The organism is Micromonospora sp. NPDC003944 (assembly GCF_053605225.1).
The window spans coordinates 39,092-57,637 of sequence record NZ_JBSGIV010000030.1; the positions used below are offsets into that span (position 1 = coordinate 39,092).

The window sequence follows — 18,546 nt, forward strand, 5'->3', positions numbered from 1 at the left end:
TCGACCAGCACTCCAACGAGCGTGACCCACTCGGCAGGCTTGATCCACTCGGCTTTCAGGAAACCGCGGTTTCCAGGCCGCCGGGACACCCCGGTTTCCGGGAAACCGAGTGGATCAACGGTCAGTCCAGCCCGCCGTACGAGTGCAGGCCGGTGAAGAAGATGTTCACGCCGAACAGGTTCATCAGCATGGTGAGGAAGCCGAGCACCGCGATCCAGGTGGCCACGTTGCGCTTGACGCTCGGCGTCGCGCGGGCGTGCAGGTAGCCGGCGTACACCACCCAGGAGATGAACGCCCAGGTCTCCTTCGGGTCCCAGCCCCACGGGCGACCCCAGGCCGCCTCGGCCCAGATGGCACCGGCGATCACCGCGAAGGTGAAGATCGGGAACGCGAAGGCGTGCAGCGCGAAGGTCAGCCGCTCCAGGCCGACCGCGCCGGGCAGCCGCTTGGCCAGGGTGTACGGGAAGCTCCGCTTGCCCTGCTCGTACCCGTTGCGCATCAGGAAGCCGACCGCCGGCACCACGCCGAGCAGGAAGATGCCGGACGCGAAGACGATCGTCGAGACGTGGATGATGAACCAGTACGAGTTGAGCGCCGGCACCAGCGGCACGATCGGCACGTACAGCACCAGCTCGGCGGTGGCGACCAGCAGCACCATCACCAGGGTGAGGAAGAGCCCGAGCTTGCGCAGTGACTGCCGCTTCCAGAGCACCACGAGCCAGGCGGCGACCCCGATGAACGTCACCGTGAGCACGAACTCGTACATGTTGCCCCAGGGCATCCGGTCTGCGGCGAGCCCGCGTGTGACAAGTGCCGCCAGGTGCAACGCAGCGGCGACCGCGGTGGCCGCCACCCCGATCAGTCCCGCGAGCCGGGCACGCCCGGCGCTGCGGTCGGCCGTCGGCGGCGACGCGACCGGCGCGGGCGGCGTCGGGGAGACACCGCCGCCGGCGGTCACCAACTCCCGCACCGGCGCTGCCGTGGCGACCCGGGTACGCACGTTGCCAAGCGCGTACTCCACGGCGTGACCGATCATCGCGATCAGGTACGCCAGGATCGCGAAGGTCACCAGATTGTCGGAGAGTGCGGACATCACTCGGCTCCTTCTCGCACGCCGGCCCGTTCGGCCGCTGGCTCGTCGCCCTTGACCGCGGCGACGAGTTGGGCGAACTCCTCGGCGAACCCGGGATAGTCGGTACGCGGCAACCCGCCGACCTCCATCAAGCTACTACCGCTTGTCGGAGATCCTTTTCCGGGGTCGCCCGGCACCACCCGGAAGAACACCCGGCGACGCCGCCCGAACAGCGAACCCATCAGCCCGACCAGCAGGACAGCACAACTGATCAGCAGCGGCGTCGCGCCGGGGTCGTGCCGGATGGAGAGGGTGACGTACCGCTTGGTGCCCAGGAACTCGACGGTTGCCCCGTCGTCGAGCGTCCAGGTCTCGCCCTTTCGCAGCAGCTTGGTGCCGACCTCCTTGACCTTGCCGGTCCGTACCTGCCGCTGGTCGAGCTGGTAGATCGAGCCGGGGATGCCGGCGTCCCGGCCGAGGTTGCCCCGGTAGGCGACGAGGTTCAGTGCCGGGTTGCGCTCGGTCGGGTACAGCGAACGGGCGAACGGCCCCTTGTCGGGTGCCGTGGGCAGGTAGATGCCGGTGAAAGCCATCTGCTGGTCCGGCACTCGCTGCCCGGTGGCCGGGTCGACGTTGGCGTCCGGGAAGGCCGCCAACCCCTCGCTGGTCAGGCCCATGTCGCCGGTGGTCAGGAACGGATCGTCGCTGATCTGGCTGCTGCCGAACCGGTCGGTGTAGCGGATCACCGGGGCGTACCCGTGGCCGAGCAGGTAGACGCTCGCGTCCTTCAGGCGCAGCGGCGAGTTCACCGAGAAGTTCGCGCTGCGGGTGGGCTCGTCCGGGCCGTCGACAGTCACCTTCGCGTTGAAGAAGTCCGGCTGACCGCTCTCCAGGAAGCGGGCCTCGAAGTCGTCCAGCCGCAGGCAGAAGCGGGGCAGGTCGGTGCTGTCCACCCGGGGGCCGAGTTTCGCCTCGGCGTACTGCTGGCGGGTGTTGCAGAACGCCTTGTCCTCGCCCGCCACCAGCAGCCGGTTGCCGCTCCAGCCGTACCAGGAACCGAGCGCCACGCCGATCAGCACCGCGATGAGCGAGGTGTGGAACAGCAGGTTGCCGGTCTCCTTGAGGTAGCCCTTCTCGGCGGAGACCTCGTCGCCCCGCACCTGCACCCGCCAGCGGCGCCTGCGCAGCACCTCGGCCACGGCCTCCGCCCCACCGGGTGGGGCGGGCAGCACGGTGTGCTGCGGCAGTCGGGCCATCCGCTTCGGCGCGGCCGGCGGCCGGGAGCGCAGGGCCCGGATGTGGTCGCGCAGGCGGGGCGTGATGCAGCCGATCAGAGAGGTGAACAGCAGCAGGTAGATCGCGGAGAACCAGACCGAGCCGAAGACCTCGAACGCGCCGATCCGGTCCAGCCGGGGGGCCCAGTCCGGGTGGTCGACGAAGTACTCGTTGACCTTCTCCGGGCTGACTCCGCGCTGCGGCAGCACCGAGCCGGGGATTGCGGCGATGGCGAGCAGGAAGAGCAGGATCAGAGCCGTACGCATGCTGGTGAGCTGCCGCCACGAGTTGCGCAGCAGGGCCAGCAGCCGGTTGGGCCGGCGGCGGGGCGCGGGCGCCACGGTCTCCGGCCGATCGTCGACGACCGTCATCAGATGCTCACCTCGCCCACCCCGACGGTGGTCTGCAACCAGATCACGAAGCTCTGCCATCCGCCGGTGACAAGCGCCAGGCCGATCAGGATGAGCAGAGCACCGCCGACCCGGGTGACCCAGCGGCTGTTGCGCCGGACGGCGCGGAAGACCCCGAGCAGGCGTTCGAAGCCCAGCCCGAAGACGACGAACGGTATCCCCAGCCCGAGGCAGTACGCCACCGCGAGCACCACGGCGCGGTCGCTCTGGCCGCTCGCGGTGGCCATGCCCATCACCGCGCCGAGGGTCGGGCCGGTGCAGGGCACCCAACTGAGCGCGAAGACCGCCCCGAAGACCGGCGCACCGAGCAGCCCGGCCGACGGCAGCCGGGAGATCCGGAACTCCCGTTGCAGGGCGGGGATCATCCCGAGGTAGCTCAACCCCGCCACGATGATCAGCAGGCCAACGACGATCTGTAGTTCGCGCTCGTAGTCGAAGAAGACCCGACCGATGCCGGCGAAGAGGATCGCGGTGGCAACGAACACGACGGTGAAGCCGCCGATGAAGAGCAGCGTCCCGGCGAGCACCCGACCCTTGACTGCCGCTGTCGCGGTCCGCTCCTTTACCGCGACACCGCCGGCGCCGCCGGTTGCCGGGTCCGCCGGAGCCCGCCGGCCCTCCAGGTCGGCCCCGGCCAGGCCTGTCACGTACGACAGGTAACCGGGGACGAGCGGGAGCACGCACGGGGACAGGAAGCTGACCAGGCCGGCGAGCGCCGCCGCGCCGATGGCGAGCAGCAGTGGCCCGCTCAGCGCCAGATTCCGGAAGGTCTCGCCCATCAGTTCGACGCCGGTTTCTCGGCGGCGATCCGTTCGACGATCGGTTGCAGGCCCTCCTGCTTGACGGCCGCGCGGATCACCGCGGCGATCCGGCCCTCCCGGTCCAGCACCACTGTCGCCGGGACGGTGTTCGGCGGGATGTCCAGGTCGAGCGCCAGCCGGCTGGCCGGGTCGAAGAGGCTCGGATAGGTGACCCGGCCCTGCTCGAACGCCTTGGCCTTGTCCCGCTGGTCCTGGACGTTGATGCCGAGGAAGCTCACCCCGGAACCCTTGGTGGCCTGGTAGACGGCTTCCAGGTCGTCCGCCTCGGCGCGGCACGGCGCGCACCAGGAACCCCAGAAGTTGACCACGACCACCTGCCCGCGAGCCTGGCTCACGTCGTAGCTGCCGCCGAGGAGCAGCTCACCGGCGAGTTTCGGTGGTGCGGAGCGCTGGTCGGGGGCGCACTCGAAGATCCCGTCGGTGGTCGTCGTACAGGTCTTCTCCTGCCCCTTCGACGACGTGCAGCCGACGAGGGCCGCCGCGGCGACGGCGGCGAGAAGACCGGCGGTCCACCTCCGGGCGTTCATCAGGCCCCCTTGGCCGTCCGGGCTGTCGCGGAGAGAGCGATCAGGTGCGCGGCCGGCTCGCTGTAGCCGATGCCCACCACCTTCGCGCCGTCGAAGTGGAACGAGGTGAGGCTCGCCAGCCCGCACTGCCGCTTACGTGGGTCGTGCCAGAGCCGCTTGCGCTCGACGTGACGGCGCAGTGTCCAGATCGGGAGCTGGTGCGACACCAGCACCGCCTCGCGCCCCTCGGCGGCGACCCGGGCGGCGTGCACGGCGGCGAACATCCGCTCGGCGATCACCCGGTACGCCTCACCCCAGGACGGCGTCACCGGGTCGCGCAGCACCCACCAGTTGCGCGGGTCGCGAAACGACCCGTCCCCCGGGGAGACCTTCTTGCCCTCGAACCAGTTGGCGCTCTCGATGAGCCGCTCGTCCACCCCGACCGGCAGCCCGAACTGGGCGGCGATCGGCTCGGCGGTCTGCTGGGCGCGCTCCAGCGGACTGGCCACCACGTGCACGATCTCCCGCTCGGCCAGGCCCTCCGCCGCGGCCTTGGCCATCTGCACGCCCAGCTCGGACAGGCGGAAACCGGGCAGCCGGCCGTAGAGGATCTGGTCCGGGTTGTGCACCTCACCGTGCCGCAGCACGTGAACCACCGTCTTGCTCAAGACCTCGCCCCCTTTGTTCCCGACTGCGGGGCTCGCAAGATCGGCTCACTCCTCGCGCTCACGCTAACCCCCGTGACTAGCTGCCGCCGCCGCGTTCGCCGCCGTGGGCAGCGCGGCCGCGATGTGCTCCAGAGCGGCGTCGTCGAGCGCCGCCGACACGAACCACGACTCGAACGCGCTCGGCGGCAGGTACACCCCGGCGGCGAGCATCGCGTGGAAGAACGCCTTGAACGCCGGCACCTGCTGGGTGCGCGCGCTGTCGTAGTCGACCACGTCGGCGTCGGTGAAGAAGATCGAGAACATGCTGCCCGCGTACGACAGTCGGTGCGGGACCCCGGCGGCGGCCAACGCGTCGGACGCCAGCTTGCCCACGACGGCGGCCGTGTCGTCGAGGCGCTGGTAGAGCGCGTCGTCGGCGAGCCGCAGGGTCGCCAGGCCGGCGGCGCAGGCCAGCGGGTTACCGGAGAGGGTGCCGGCCTGGTAGATCGGGCCGGCCGGCGCGAGCCGCGCCATGATGTCCGCCCGCCCGCCGAACGCCGCGGCGGGCAGGCCACCACCCATGACCTTGCCGTACGTCCACAGGTCGGCGTCGGAGGCGTCGAGGCCGTGCCACCCGGAGCGGGAGACCCGGAACCCGGTCATCACCTCGTCCACCACCAGCAGCGCGCCGTGCGCGTGGGCGATCCGGGCGAGCTGCTGGTTGAAGCCGTCGCGGGGAGCCACCACGCCCATGTTGCCGGCGGCGGCCTCGGTGATCACCGCGGCGATGTGCGGGCCCTCGGCGGCGAACGCCTCCTCGACGGCCCGGATGTCGTTGTACGGCAGGACGATCGTCTCGCTGGCCGCCGCGCCGGTGACGCCTGGCGAGTCGGGCAGGCCCAGGGTGGCCACGCCGGAGCCGGCGGCGGCGAGCAGAGCGTCGACGTGGCCGTGGTAGCAGCCGGCGAACTTGACGACCTTCGAACGGCCGGTGAAGCCGCGGGCCAGCCGGATCGCCGACATGGTCGCCTCGGTGCCGGAGTTGACCAGGCGGACCTGCTCGACCGGGGTCCGGGCGACGATCTCGGCGGCCAGCTCCACCTCGCCAGGGGTGGGCGTGCCGAAGCTGGTGCCCCGGGCCGCCGCGGCCTGGACGGCCTCCACCACCTCCGGGTGGGCGTGCCCGAGGATCAGCGGACCCCAGGAGCAGACCAGGTCGACGTAGCGGCGACCGTCGGCGTCGTACAGCCACGGGCCCTCGCCACGGACCATGAAACGCGGGGTGCCGCCGACCGCCTGGAAGGCGCGCACAGGGGAGTTCACCCCGCCCGGCACGATGGCGCGGGCGCGGTCGAACAGGGCCTCGGAGGCCGGCGCATCGGCTGGGTAGCGGCCGGATCCGGCGGGAAAGATGTCGGTCACGATGCCGCCATTGTGACAGCGCCGGACGGTCAACCAGCAGCCACCCCGTGGTCGGGTTACCCGGCTCACCCCATCAACCCGCGCCGGTCAGCGGCACCGGCCCGGGGCCCCTGTGGCCTGGACGGCGACGGCTCACGGCCTCGACAGGCCAGGTCGGTCGGATCGCGCTAGGCTGACCGGGTGGATCGTGCCGAACTGTCCATCACGCTACACCGGACGGGCGACGAAGCAGTCTTGCGCCTGGCCGGTGAGATCGACATGCTCACGGCGGCGCAGCTCTCCACCGTCGTCAACGAGGTGCTGGCCGACCCGCCCCCTCGCATCGTGCTCGACCTCGGCGGCGTCACCTTCTGCGACTCGCAGGGGCTTGGCACCCTTGTCGTGCTCAGCCGCAAGGCCAGTCACGCGCAGAGCCTGCTGATGCTGACGCACGTGGGCGACTTCCTGATCCGGGTGCTCGACATCACCGGCCTCCGCAGCGCCCTGATGATCCGCAACGACCAGCCCGCCGGCTGAGCCGCCCCGCCCCGTCAGGCGGTGTTGCCCCAGCGGGCCTGTTCGAGCAGTCCTACCGCTCGGTCGCGGACCTCCGGGTCGTCCGAGCGGAGCAGCGCGGTCGCCTCGTCGACCGCGTCGGTGAGCCGACGCCACTGGGTGTCGCGCTCCCGGACCAGGTCCGACTGGGTGGCCAACTGCCGGGTCTTCACCCACAGCTCGACGAAGACCGACACCTTGGCCCGCAGCACCCACGGGTCGAACGGCTTGGTGAGGTAGTCCACCGCGCCCACCTGGTAGCCGCGGAGGGCGAGCTGGGCGTCGCGGTCGGCGGCCGTGAGGAAGATGATCGGCACGTGCCGGGTCCGTTCGCGGCGCTTGATGTGGCTCGCCGTCTCGAAGCCGTCCATGTCCGGCATCTGCGCGTCCAGCAGGATCACCGCGAAGTCGTCCACCAACAGCTGCTTGAGCGCCGCCTCGCCGCTCTCCACCGCCACGGACTGGACCGGCAGGCCCTGGAGGATGGCCTCCAGGGCCGTCAGATTCTGCCGCCGGTCGTCCACGAGCAGCGCTTTGGCCATCTGGGTCACGAAGTCTCCTCGGTCCGGCTGCCGTTGATCCAGGACGACATCAACTCGATCAGGTCGTCCAGGTCGACCGGCTTGGTGATGTAGTCGCTGCCCCCGGCGGCGAGCGCCGACTCGCGGTCGCCAGGCATCGCCTTCGCGGTCAGGAAGACCACCGGAAGGTCGGCGAACCGGTGGTTGCGGCGAATCTGGCGGGTGGTCTCGTAACCGTCCTGGTCCGGCATCATGGCGTCCATCAGCACGATGTCCACCTCCGGGTGCTCGGCCAGCAGGCGGACACCGTCCGCCCCGTTGTCCGAGTACAGCACGGTCATCCCGTGCAGCTCCAACGCGCTGGTCAAGGCGAAGACGTTGCGAACGTCGTCGTCCACGATCAGCACCGTGGCGCCGTCCAGTTGACGGGTGGCCGGTGCCTCCGGCCGCTCCGGCAGCAGCTCCAGTGGCGGCATCAAGAGCGACGACGGCAGGCCAGCGCGCTGTGGGGACGGCGTCTGCGGCGCGACCACGGCGTCCGGGGCCAGCACCTGCGGCACGAACAGGGTGAAGGTCGAGCCCTGGCCGGGCGCGGACGAGACGGTGATGGTGCCGCCGATCAGACGGGCCAGGTCACGGCTGATCGACAGGCCCAGGCCGGTGCCGCCGTACCGGCGACTGGTCGTGCCGTCGGCCTGCTGGAACGCCTCGAAGATGATCGACAGCTTGTCGTCGGAGATGCCGATCCCGGTGTCGATCACGGTGAACGCGATCACCTGCTGGGCGTTGGTCAGCGCCGGGACGTCGAAGACCGCGTTGTCGGCGGCCGGGGCGATCCGCAGCGTCACCGCACCGTTGTCGGTGAACTTCACCGCGTTGGAGAGCAGGTTGCGCAGGATCTGCTGCAACCGCTGCGCGTCGGTCACCAACGCCGGCGGCAGCTCCTTGCTCACCCGCACCTGGAAGTCCAGGTTCTTCTCCTCAGCCTGCGGCGCGAACGCCTGCTCGACGAAGCCGCGCAGCTCGGTGAAGCGGATCTCGGTCGGCTCGACGTCCATCCGACCCGCCTCGATCTTGGACAGGTCGAGGATGTCGTCGATCAGGCGCAGCAGGTCGGAGCCGGAGCCGTGGATGGTACGGGCGAACTCGATCTGCTTCGGGCTGAGGTTCTGCTCCGAGTTCTCGGCAAGCAGGCGGGCCAGCAGCAGCAGCGAGTTCAGTGGGGTCCGCAGCTCGTGGCTCATGTTGGCCAGGAACTCCGACTTGTACGCCGACGCCCGGGTCAACTGCTGCGCCTTCTCCTCGAGGCCCAGCCGCGCCAGCTCGATCTCCCGGTTCTTCGTCTCGATGTTGCCCTTCTGCTCGGACAGCAGCGTGGCCTTCTCCTCCAGCTCGGCGTTGGTGCGCTGCAACTCCGCCGACTGCTCCTGCATCTCGTGCGCCAACCGCTGCGACTGGGCCAGCAGCTCCTCCGTACGCCTGTTGGCCTGGATCGTGTTGACCGCGATGCCGATGGTGAGCACCAGCCGCTCCAGGAACGACAGGTGCAGCTCGGAGAAGGCCGACACACTCGCGAACTCGATCACCCCGAGCAGCTCGCCCTCGAACAGCACGGGGAGCACCACCAGGTCGGACGGCGGTGTCTCGGCCAGCCCGGAGCGCAGGGTGAGCCGGCTGTTCGGGGAGGCGCTGACCCGGATCGTGCGCCGGGACAGCGCGGTCTGCCCGACCAGCCCCTCACCCGGCCCGAAGGTCACGTCGTGCCCGCGCGCCACGTACCCGTACGAGGAGGTCAACCTCAGCCGCATGCTGCCGTCGGTGTCGTCGGCCAGGAAGAAGGCGCCGAGCTGGGCGTCGACGAGCGGAGTCACCTCCGTCATGATCATGCGGCAGACCTCGCCGAGGTCACGTTGGCCCTGCAACAGGCCGCCGATCCGGGCCAGGTTGGAGTCCAGCCAACCCTGCTCGGCGTTCTTCTTGGTCGTCTCCCGGAGGGTGACGATCATCTGGTTGATGTTGTCCTTCAGTTCGGCGACCTCGCCCTGCGCCTTGACCGCGATCCGCTGGGTCAGGTCGCCGCGGGTCACCGAGGTGGACACCTGGGCGATGGCCCGCAACTGCGTGGTAAGCGTCGAGGCGAGCTGGTTGACGTTCTCGGTGAGGTCCCGCCAGGTGCCGGAGACACCCTTCACCTGCGCCTGACCACCGAGCTTGCCCTCGATACCTACCTCGCGGGCCACCCGCGTCACTTCGTCGGCGAACGACGACAACTGGTCCACCATCGTGTTGACGGTCGACTTCAGCTCCAGGATCTCGCCCTGGGCGTCCACGGTGATCTTCTGCGACAGGTCGCCCTTCGCCACGGCGGTGGTCACCGAGGCGATGTTGCGAACCTGGCTGGTCAGGTTGGAGGCCATCGAGTTCACGTTGTCGGTGAGGTCGCGCCAGGTGCCGGAGACGCCCTTCACCTGCGCCTGACCACCGAGCTTGCCCTCGGTGCCCACCTCGCGGGCCACCCGGGTCACCTCGTCGGCGAACGACGACAACTGGTCCACCATCGTGTTGACGGTCGACTTCAGCTCCAGGATCTCGCCCCGCGCGTCCACCGTGATCTTCTGCGAGAGGTCACCCTTCGCCACCGCCGTGGAGACCTGGGCGATGTTCCGCACCTGGGCGGTCAGGTTGGAGGCCATCGAGTTCACGTTGTCGGTCAGGTCGCGCCAGGTGCCGGCGACCCCGCGGACCTGCGCCTGCCCGCCCAACTTGCCCTCGGTGCCCACCTCACGGGCCACCCGGGTCACCTCGTCGGCGAACGACGACAACTGGTCCACCATCGTGTTGACAGTCGACTTCAGCTCCAGGATCTCGCCCCGCGCGTCCACCGTGATCTTCTGCGACAGGTCACCCTTCGCCACCGCCGTGGTCACCGAGGCGATGTTCCGGACCTGGCTGGTCAGGTTCGACGCCATCGAGTTCACGTTGTCGGTCAGGTCCCGCCACGTACCGCTGACGCCCTTGACCTGCGCCTGACCGCCCAGGTTGCCCTCGGTGCCCACCTCACGGGCCACCCGGGTCACCTCGTCGGCGAACGACGACAACTGGTCCACCATCGTGTTGACGGTGTTCTTCAGCTCCAGGATCTCGCCCTGGGCGTCCACGGTGATCTTCTGCGACAGGTCGCCCTTGGCCACCGCGGTCGAGACCTGGGAGATGTTGCGGACCTGGCTGGTCAGGTTGCCGGCCAACTGGTTGACGTTCTCGGTGAGGTCACGCCAGGTGCCGGAGACGCCGCGCACCTGGGCCTGGCCGCCGAGCTTGCCCTCGATGCCCACCTCACGGGCCACCCGCGTCACCTCGTCGGCGAACGACGACAACTGGTCCACCATCGTGTTGACGGTGTCCTTCAGCTCCAGGATCTCGCCCTGCGCCGCCACCGTGATCTTCTGCGACAGGTCGCCGCGCGCCACCGCCGTCGAGACCTGCGCGATGTTGCGGACCTGGGCGGTCAGGTTCGACGCCATCGAGTTGACGCTGTCGGTCAGGTCCTTCCAGGTGCCCGCCACGTTCGGCACCTCGGCCTGCCCGCCCAGCTTGCCCTCGGTGCCCACCTCACGGGCCACCCGGGTCACCTGCTCGGCGAAGAGCCGCAGCGTGTCGGTGAGGTAGTTCATCGTGGCGGCCAGCTCGGCCACCTCACCACGCGCACTGACCGTGATCTTCTGCGACAGGTCGCCCTTGGCCACCGCCGTCGCGACCTGCGAGATCGACCGCACCTGGCCGGTCAGGTTCGACGCCATCGTGTTGACCGAGTCGGTGAGGTCCTTCCAGGTGCCGGCGACGCCCCGCACGTCGGCCTGGCCACCAAGCTTGCCCTCGGTGCCCACCTCACGGGCCACCCGGGTGACCTCGTTGGAGAACGACGACAGCTGGTCGACCATCGTGTTCACCGTGCGGCCGATGCGCAGATACTCACCGCGCAGCGGCCGACCGTCGATCTCCAGCGCCATGTGCTGGGACAGGTCACCGTCGGCGACCGCCACGATCACCCGGGCGATCTCGGTGGTGGGTCGACCCAGGTCGTCGATGAGCGAGTTGATGGCCCGCTGCCCCTCCGCCCAGGAGCCGTCCAGCCCCTCGTCGTCGAGCCGTTCGGTGAGCCGGCCGTCGCGACCGACGATCCGGCTGATCCGCCGCAGGTCGAGGTACTGCCGCTCCTGGAGCGAGACCACCTCGTTGAAGGCGTCCGCCACCTCACCGGCCGCGCCCGCGCGGCGGGGAAGCCGGACCTTCAGGTCGCCGCGACCGATCCGTCGCAGTGCCTCGGTCAGCTCGCCGAGGAGCGCCTCGTGGTCGGGCGCGGACGGATCCGCCACCGACTGCTTCGCCGTGGTCATCATTCCTCGCTCAACTCGGGGGGCGCCGGTCCGTGCGGACACACCGGCACCCCATATTGTGCCCGCGCGCGCCGTGGTGCCAGGGTGCGCGACCCGCCAGGTGGCATCGATCGCTCCCTCGACCCGCCCGATCGGCGTCGATCCGGCACGGCGCACCGCAAACCTCGCGCGGCTCCCGCGCCTGTCGTTTCGACCCGTCGACCGTTACGCCGCTGAGCGACGCGACAGCCCGCGATCGGGTGATCGGCTTGGCACCCGGCCGGGCGACGGTGGAGGATACGGGGGTGTCAGCCGAGGCGGGGCCCGCGACGGCCGGGGCCCGGGACGGGGCCGTCCGGCGTGTCCGGCTGCCCGCCGACCGCCGTACGCCGGCCGCCGCCCGCGCCGTGGTCCGCTCGGTGTTGACCGAGTCACACCTGGACGAGCTGGCCAACGAGGCGCTCCTGCTCACCACCGAGTTGACCACCAACGCGGTCGAGCATGCCCGCACCGAGTTGGACATCGAGGTCGTCGCGGACGAGATCGGGCTGACCGTCACCGTCTCCGACTTCGCCCCCGGCTCCGGCGACGAGCTGACCGTCGGCGACCGCAACGACTCCGCCGAGATCAACGAGGTGTCGGTACGGGGTCGGGGCCTGCTGCTCGTCGACCACTTCGCCAGCCGCTGGGGCACCACGTACCTGCCCACCGGAAAGGGCGTCTGGTTCCGGCTGGACCGCCCCGGCGCCGACCCGCCCGACACCGCCGGCGGGTCGACACCGGCGAGCGCCGGCCCGCAGACCAGCACCGATCAATCCGCGCCGAGCGCCAGCGCGATGAGCGAACTCATGCAGACCACCCCCGACCTGTACGGGGACGACCCGCTGCCCGACTTCGCCACAAGTCTGCTCAGCCGGGTCGCCGAGTTGGTGGGCGCGGCCGGCGGCACGATCCGCCTGGACCGGGGCGACGGGCAGGGCCGCCGGGTGCTGGCCCGCTTCGGCCGACCGCCGCGCCCCGACAGTGAGCTGCTGCGGGTACCGCTGACCGTGCACCGCCCGTACGCCGGGGAGTTGGAGTTGGACGCCGCGCCGTCGGCGTACGCCCAACCGTTGGCGGTGCTCACCGCCGAGCGGCTCTCGCTGCACCTGGAGAACGACCGGCTGCGCCGAGCTGACCTCCGCCGGCAGGTGTGGCTGACGTTCCTGGCCGAGGCGAGCGAGTTGTTGGCCCAGTCGTTGGACGTCGACCTGACCATGGCGCTGGTGCCGCAGCTGGTGGTGCCGCGACTCGGTCAGTGGTGCGCGGTGCACACCACCGACGAGTGGGGCCGGCTGCGGCTGGCGGCGGCCAGCCACGCCGACGAGTCGATGCTTCCGCAGCTGCACAAGGTGCTTGCCGAGACCGGGCCGGATTCGGTCCAGGCCCGGCTGCGTGAGGCGTCCCGCAGCGCGGCGCAGATCCCGCTCGGCGGGCCGATGGAGGGTTTCGCGGTTCCGCTGATCGCCCGCGGGCAGCGGCTCGGCACCCTGGCGGTGGGTCGGCATCAGCGGCACCGGCACGACCCGGACGAGGTCGCCGTGTTGGAGGACGTCGCCCGACGGGCCGCGTTGGCCATCGAGAACGCCCGGATCCACGCCGAACGCCGCCGTGTGGCGCAGACGCTCCAGCAGTCGCTGCTGCCGCCGGTGCTGCCGGTCGTGGACGGGATCGGGTTCGCCGCCGAGTACGTCCCGACCGGTGACGACGCCGAGGTGGGCGGCGACTTCTACGACGTGGTGCCGCTGCCCGACGGGCGCTGGTTGGTGGTGATCGGCGACGTCTCCGGCAAGGGTGTCCAGGCCGCTGCGGTGACCGGGCTGGTCCGGGACGTGATCCGGGTGCTTGTCGGCGACGGCAAACCGTTGCCGGAGGCGCTGGCGCGGCTCAACGAGACGCTTGTCGAGCGCGGTGGCGGTCGTTACTGCACGCTGGCGCTGGCGGCGGTCGGGCCGGGCCAGGGCAACCAGTTGGACGTGTCGCTGCACCTCGCCGGGCACGACCGGCCGGTGCTGTTGGCCGGGGCGGGCGGCGCCGGGTTCGTCGGCACCGGCGGCACCGCGCTCGGCCTGCTCGACACGATCACCTCGCCGGCCGCGCAGATCGCGCTAGCACCTGGCGACTCGCTGATCTTCTACACCGATGGCGTCACCGAGCGGCGGCGCGGCCGGGAGCTGTTCGGCACCGACCGGCTACGGGACGCCGCCGCGCCGCTGGCCGGCTACTCGGCCGACGTGGTGGCCGCCCGGCTGCGCGCCGCGGCGATCAACTTCTCGGTCGAGCCACCCCGGGACGACATCGCCGTGCTGGTGCTCCGCAACGACGCGACCTGACCGCCGCGCCGTCTCCGGGTCTCGGGTCGCCTCGGCGGCGGTGAGCCACCGTTGATCCTGACTCGACGAGCCGTACGGGTGGCCCGCCACGTCGGTGTGCTGTTGAGCGATATACCTCAGAGGTATGAATATGACTCTGAGGTATATCGCTCACTACCGAATCCGCCTCTACGGAGGGGAACGCGGTGGGCACCTTCCCACCGGGCCGCCAATTCTCGGGTGTCCTCGGTAGATTGACGTCCATGTCGAGCGTCGCGCAGGTCTCGTCGTACTACTCGCGGCCGGTGGTCCGGGCGGTGATAGTGGCGCAGCTCGCGACCATCGGCGCGTTCCTCGCCGTGCTTCTGCTGTACCTGGGCCGGATGGCGACCGCCGGTGTCGGCCCGGCCGAGATGCTGACCGGCGCGTACGACCCGAAGGACGTGATCCCGTTCGGGATGGCTGGGCTGATCCCGTTTTTCTGGCTCTATGCCGTGGTCGGGATGCTCTACGTGGCGGGTGCGGTGCTCGCGCTGCCGTTGGCGATCGTCGCTGGAGCACTTGCCGCCCGGGAGCGCGCTTCCCTGCCCCGCGCGACGAGGACGCTGCTCCTGGTCGGCGCGGTTGGCGGCCTGCTGGTGCTGGTGGCGCGCTTCACCCCGCCACTGATCGACATGCACAGGTGGTGGATGGACTGACCGGGCCGGCCTCACAGGCCGCCGGGGAGCCGCCCGGGGGCAAGTCGATGCTCCGGGTCCAGGTGTCGCTTCGCGGCCCGCAGTTGGGCCAGACCGGCCAGCTCGCCCCAGAGGTCGACGGCCTGGCGGACCGCCGCCGGAGCGGAGACCACCACGCAGCGGCCCTGCCGGGCCAGCAGCACGCCACGCACGGCGGCCAGGATGGACGCCACCCGCTCGGGTTCCAGTGCCCCGGGCAGCGCCGCGTGCACCGTGCCCAGCCCGGCGGACCCGCGCACCGGCACCGGCGCGCCGGCCGCGTCGCGGAGCGCGTAGACGGCGGCGTGCAGGTCGCCGATCGGGACCTCCAGACGCAGCGCCGTGTCTCCTGGCGCGAACGGGTAGCGCCGCCACCACGTCGGCGCGGAGTGCGCGATCGTCGCCTCCCCGTGCAGCAGGCCGACAAGCCGCTCGGCGCGCTCGTTCACCTCGGCGGGGCCGCCCTCCAGCAGCACCACCAGACTGCCCGCCCGGGACGGGGCACCGGCTCGGCCGGACATCGATGGATGACGCTCCCGGGCGGTGGCCGCCGGGTGACCGGGCGGGAACGGAGTGCGGGGGCGCGGCGTGCCGCCGGGCAGGTCCAGCTCGATTGCCGACGGCTCCAGCCGGGCGGCGAGAATCGTCCGGACCAGGTCGTGCACCTCCAACGGCGTCCACACCGGGCGGGACACCCAGAGGCGGCTCGCCGGCACCGGCTGCACCCGCAGACTCGCCGAGACCAGCACACCGAGCCCGCCCTGCGAGCCGCAGAGCAGGCGGGCCAGGTCGAGACCGGGCGCGCCGCCGCCGACGCTCACCAGCTCGCCGTCGGCGGCGAGGTAGCGCACACCGAGCAGTTGGTCGCAGGGGCTGCCGTGGCGGTGGCGCAGCGGGCCGGCCTCGCCGGCGGCGAGCACGCCGCCCAGGGTCGCGCCGGGTGAGGGGGCGTCCATCGCGAGCCGTTGCCCGGTGCGCTCCAGGGTGGCCTGCACCGCCCGCAGCGGGGTGCCGGCCCCGACGTCGGTCACCAGCGAGTCGACCGGGTCGTGACCGATGCCGGCCAGCCGGCCGGTGTCGAGCAGGATGTCGACCTGGACGGGAGCGGCACCCCAGTCGATCTTCGTGCCCGCGCCTCGGGGCACCACCGCCAGGTCGTGCACGGCGGCCAGCCGCAGCACCTCGGCGGCGGCGTGCGGGCCGCCCGGGACGGCCACCCAGCGCGCCGGTCGCCCGGCCACCTCGTCGGCCGGCCCGGCGAGCCGTGAGAAGGGTGGGCCGCAGATCGCCGCCAACCGCCGGGTGATCTCGAGGGCTCCGGACCGGCCGAGGGAACTCGCTGCTGCCGCCATGCCGGCCATCGTACATGTGTTCGAAAGCGGTGGTGGCGAGTATCGGGATGCCGCTGGTACGGCGCACGGCGGTCGCCGGCCGGTAACGTGGCCGCCGTGACCACCGAGACTGCCCCGCCCGCGGCGAAGCGGGTGCCAAGCGAGCGCACCCACCACGGCGACACCGTCGTCGACGAGTACGCCTGGCTCGCCGCCAAGGACGACCCGGAGACGATCGCCTACCTGACCGCCGAGAACGAGTACACCGACGTGCGGACGGCACACCTCGCCGACCTGCGCGCCGCCCTGTTCGAGGAGACTCGCCGACGCACCCAGGAGACCGACCTGTCCGTGCCGACCCGTAAGGGCGGGCACTGGTACTACACCCGGACGGTCGAGGGACAACAGTACGGAGTGCAGTGCCGTCGGGCGGTCCGCGACGGCGAGACCGACCCGCCGGTCAGCGCCGACGGCGCTCCGCTCGACGGCGAAGAGGTGTTGCTCGACGGCAACCAGCTGGCCGAGGGGCACGACTTCTTCTCGCTCGGCGCGTTCGACGTCAGCCCGGACGGCCGCTGGCTGGCCTACTCCACCGACTTCTCCGGTGACGAGCGGTTCACCCTGCGCGTCAAGGACCTGAGCACCGGCGAGCTGCTGCCGGACGAGGTGCCCGACACGTTCTACGGCACCGCCTGGTCGGCCGACGCCTCGGTGCTGTTCTACGTCACTGTGGACGACGCGTGGCGGCCGAACCGGGTCTGGCGGCACACCGTCGGCTCGGCCGCCGCCGACGACGTGGTGGTCCACCAGGAGGACGACGAGCGGTTCTGGGTGGGCGTGGAGCTCACCCGCTCGGAGAAGTTCATCCTCATCGACGTGCACAGCAAGGTGACGAGCGAGGTGCTGGTGATCCCCGCCGGCAACCCGACCGGCGCGCCGGCCGTGATCGCGCCCCGCCGGCAGGGCATCGAATACACGGTGGAGCACCACGGCCACCGTTTCCTGATCCTGCACAACGACGGCGCGGAGGACTTCGCGCTGGCGTTCACCTCGGCCGACGTACCCGGTGACTGGGTGCCGCTGATCGAGCACACCCCCGGCACCCGACTGGAGGCCGTCGACGCCTTCGCCAACCACCTGGTGGTGTCGCTGCGCACCGACGGGCTCACCGGGCTGCGGGTCCTACCGGTGGGCAGCGACGACGGGTACGACATCGACTTCCCCGAGCCGCTGTACAGCGTCGGCTTGGACGCCAACCCGGAGTACCGCACCGGCCAGGTCCGGCTGCGCTACTCCTCCCTGATCACCCCCGACTCGGTGTACGACTACGACCTCGTCACCCGGCAGATGGTGCTGCTCAAGCAGAAGCCGGTGCTGCCCGGCCCCGACGGGCGACCGTACGACCCGGCCGAGTACGAGCAGCACCGCGACTGGGCGCTCGCCGACGACGGCACCCGGGTGCCGATCTCGGTGGTCTGCCGCGTCGGCACCCCCCGGGACGGCTCGGCACCCTGCGAGCTGTACGGCTACGGCTCCTACGAGGCAAGCATGGACCCGTGGTTCTCGGTGGCCCGACTGTCCCTGTTGGACCGCGGTGTGGTCTTCGCGGTGGCGCACATCCGGGGCGGCGGTGAGCTGGGCCGACGGTGGTACGACCAGGGCAAGCTGCTGGCCAAGAAGAACACCTTCACCGACTTCGTGGCGTGCGCCCGGCACCTCGTCAAGGCCGGCTGGACGGCCAGCGACCGGCTGGTCGCCCGGGGGGCCTCGGCCGGCGGTCTGCTGATGGGCGCGGTGGCCAACCTCGCGCCGGACGCGTTCACCGGGATCGTGGCGCAGGTGCCGTTCGTGGACGCGCTCACCTCGATCCTCGATCCGTCGCTGCCGCTGACAGTCACCGAGTGGGAGGAGTGGGGCAACCCACTCGACGACCCCGAGGTGTACGCGTACATGAAGTCCTACACGCCGTACGAGAATGTCGCCGCCGTGGACTATCCCGCGATCCTCGCGGTGACCAGCCTCAACGACACCCGGGTGCTCTACTCGGAGCCGGCGAAGTGGATCGCCCGGCTGCGGGCGGTCGCACCTGGCGGCGACTACCTGCTGAAGACCGAGATGGGTGCCGGGCACGGCGGCCCGAGCGGTCGCTACGACTCGTGGCGCGAGGAGGCGTTCATCAACGCCTGGATCCTGGACCGGATCGGCCGCGCCTGACCGGTCGCCGTGGGCGTGCTCGCGCCCGATCGTGGCAGTGGTCTCCTCGGCGGGGAGACGACCTCGTCCACGCTCGGGCGCGAGCACCGGCGGCTCTGGGCGCCGCACGCCGTGTGGCTGGTGTTCGCGGATCGCGGCTGATGTCACGGCCTAGACTTCCGGGGTGACCGAGGCGACGGATGGTGACGGCGAAGCCGCCGAGGAGGTCCGCCGACCGAGCATGGCGGCGGTGGCACGGGATCGCCGGGTCTGGCTGATCCTCGCCGTGGTCGCCGGCCTACTCGTCTGCTGCTGCTCGGCCGTCGTCGGTACGCTCATCGCGCTCTCCTCCGGCCTGCTCGCCGCCTGACCTC

The 18,546-nt window shown here is 71.0% G+C and carries 14 protein-coding genes; 5 read left to right on the plus strand and 9 right to left on the minus strand.

What is annotated here, in order from left to right; genetic code table 11:
* Positions 1–121 precede the first annotated feature (121 nt).
* The 6 genes from ccsB to hemL all read right to left on the minus strand — a co-directional run bounded on the left by ccsB (position 122) and on the right by hemL (position 6,153).
* The gene (ccsB, locus tag ACWER9_RS16815; protein WP_452302680.1) at positions 122–1,093 is read right to left on the minus strand and encodes a c-type cytochrome biogenesis protein CcsB; all 972 of its coding nucleotides are present in this window, start codon (positions 1,091–1,093) and stop codon (positions 122–124) included.
* Positions 1,093–2,718 carry a cytochrome c biogenesis protein ResB gene (gene resB / locus ACWER9_RS16820; RefSeq protein ID WP_452302681.1) on the minus strand — a complete coding sequence of 542 codons (1,626 nt, stop codon included), beginning with the start codon at positions 2,716–2,718 and terminating at the stop codon, positions 1,093–1,095. Before resB ends, ccsB begins: the two co-directional genes overlap by 1 nt.
* Positions 2,718–3,536 (minus strand): cytochrome c biogenesis CcdA family protein, encoded by an 819-nt coding sequence (locus ACWER9_RS16825; RefSeq protein ID WP_452302682.1) that lies wholly within the window; start codon positions 3,534–3,536, stop codon positions 2,718–2,720. Before ACWER9_RS16825 ends, resB begins: the two co-directional genes overlap by 1 nt.
* Positions 3,536–4,105 carry a TlpA family protein disulfide reductase gene (locus ACWER9_RS16830; protein ID WP_452302683.1) on the minus strand — a complete coding sequence of 190 codons (570 nt, stop codon included), beginning with the start codon at positions 4,103–4,105 and terminating at the stop codon, positions 3,536–3,538. Before ACWER9_RS16830 ends, ACWER9_RS16825 begins: the two co-directional genes overlap by 1 nt.
* Positions 4,105–4,752 carry a histidine phosphatase family protein gene (locus ACWER9_RS16835; RefSeq protein WP_357555879.1) on the minus strand — a complete coding sequence of 216 codons (648 nt, stop codon included), beginning with the start codon at positions 4,750–4,752 and terminating at the stop codon, positions 4,105–4,107. The genes ACWER9_RS16830 and ACWER9_RS16835 overlap by 1 nt, the downstream gene beginning before the upstream one ends.
* Before the next feature lie 63 nt (positions 4,753–4,815).
* The gene (gene hemL, locus ACWER9_RS16840) at positions 4,816–6,153 is read right to left on the minus strand and encodes a glutamate-1-semialdehyde 2,1-aminomutase (RefSeq protein WP_452302684.1); all 1,338 of its coding nucleotides are present in this window, start codon (positions 6,151–6,153) and stop codon (positions 4,816–4,818) included.
* A gap of 180 nt (positions 6,154–6,333) precedes the next feature.
* Between hemL and ACWER9_RS16845 the strand changes: the two genes are divergently transcribed.
* Positions 6,334–6,669: an STAS domain-containing protein gene (locus ACWER9_RS16845; protein WP_053652159.1), complete on the plus strand. Its 336-nt coding sequence runs from the start codon at positions 6,334–6,336 to the stop codon at positions 6,667–6,669.
* Between the two features lie 14 nt (positions 6,670–6,683).
* On the opposite strand, the gene ACWER9_RS16850 is transcribed toward ACWER9_RS16845, so the two are convergent.
* Both ACWER9_RS16850 and ACWER9_RS16855 read right to left on the minus strand, forming a co-directional pair.
* Positions 6,684–7,238 carry a response regulator gene (locus ACWER9_RS16850; protein ID WP_452302685.1) on the minus strand — a complete coding sequence of 185 codons (555 nt, stop codon included), beginning with the start codon at positions 7,236–7,238 and terminating at the stop codon, positions 6,684–6,686.
* Positions 7,235–11,602 carry a HAMP domain-containing protein gene (locus ACWER9_RS16855; protein ID WP_452302686.1) on the minus strand — a complete coding sequence of 1,456 codons (4,368 nt, stop codon included), beginning with the start codon at positions 11,600–11,602 and terminating at the stop codon, positions 7,235–7,237. Before ACWER9_RS16855 ends, ACWER9_RS16850 begins: the two co-directional genes overlap by 4 nt.
* Positions 11,603–11,886: 284 nt before the next feature.
* On the opposite strand from ACWER9_RS16855, the gene ACWER9_RS16860 reads away from it, so the two are divergent.
* Entirely contained in the window at positions 11,887–13,953 is a 2,067-nt protein-coding gene (locus ACWER9_RS16860; protein ID WP_452302687.1) for a SpoIIE family protein phosphatase, read from the plus strand.
* A 242-nt stretch (positions 13,954–14,195) separates the two neighbouring features.
* Positions 14,196–14,630 carry a hypothetical protein gene (locus ACWER9_RS16865; RefSeq protein ID WP_452302688.1) on the plus strand — a complete coding sequence of 145 codons (435 nt, stop codon included), beginning with the start codon at positions 14,196–14,198 and terminating at the stop codon, positions 14,628–14,630.
* An 11-nt stretch (positions 14,631–14,641) separates the two neighbouring features.
* On the opposite strand, the gene ACWER9_RS16870 is transcribed toward ACWER9_RS16865, so the two are convergent.
* Positions 14,642–16,000: an FAD-binding oxidoreductase gene (locus ACWER9_RS16870; RefSeq protein WP_452302689.1), complete on the minus strand. Its 1,359-nt coding sequence runs from the start codon at positions 15,998–16,000 to the stop codon at positions 14,642–14,644.
* Positions 16,001–16,096: 96 nt separating this feature from the next.
* On the opposite strand from ACWER9_RS16870, the gene ACWER9_RS16875 reads away from it, so the two are divergent.
* A complete protein-coding gene (locus ACWER9_RS16875) occupies positions 16,097–18,193 on the plus strand; it encodes a S9 family peptidase (RefSeq protein ID WP_452302690.1) in 2,097 nt (698 codons plus the stop codon).
* 163 nt (positions 18,194–18,356) lie between these two features.
* Positions 18,357–18,542, plus strand: a complete 186-nt coding sequence (locus tag ACWER9_RS16880) for a hypothetical protein (RefSeq protein WP_452302691.1) — start codon at positions 18,357–18,359, stop codon at positions 18,540–18,542.
* The last annotated feature ends 4 nt before the right edge of the window (positions 18,543–18,546 follow it).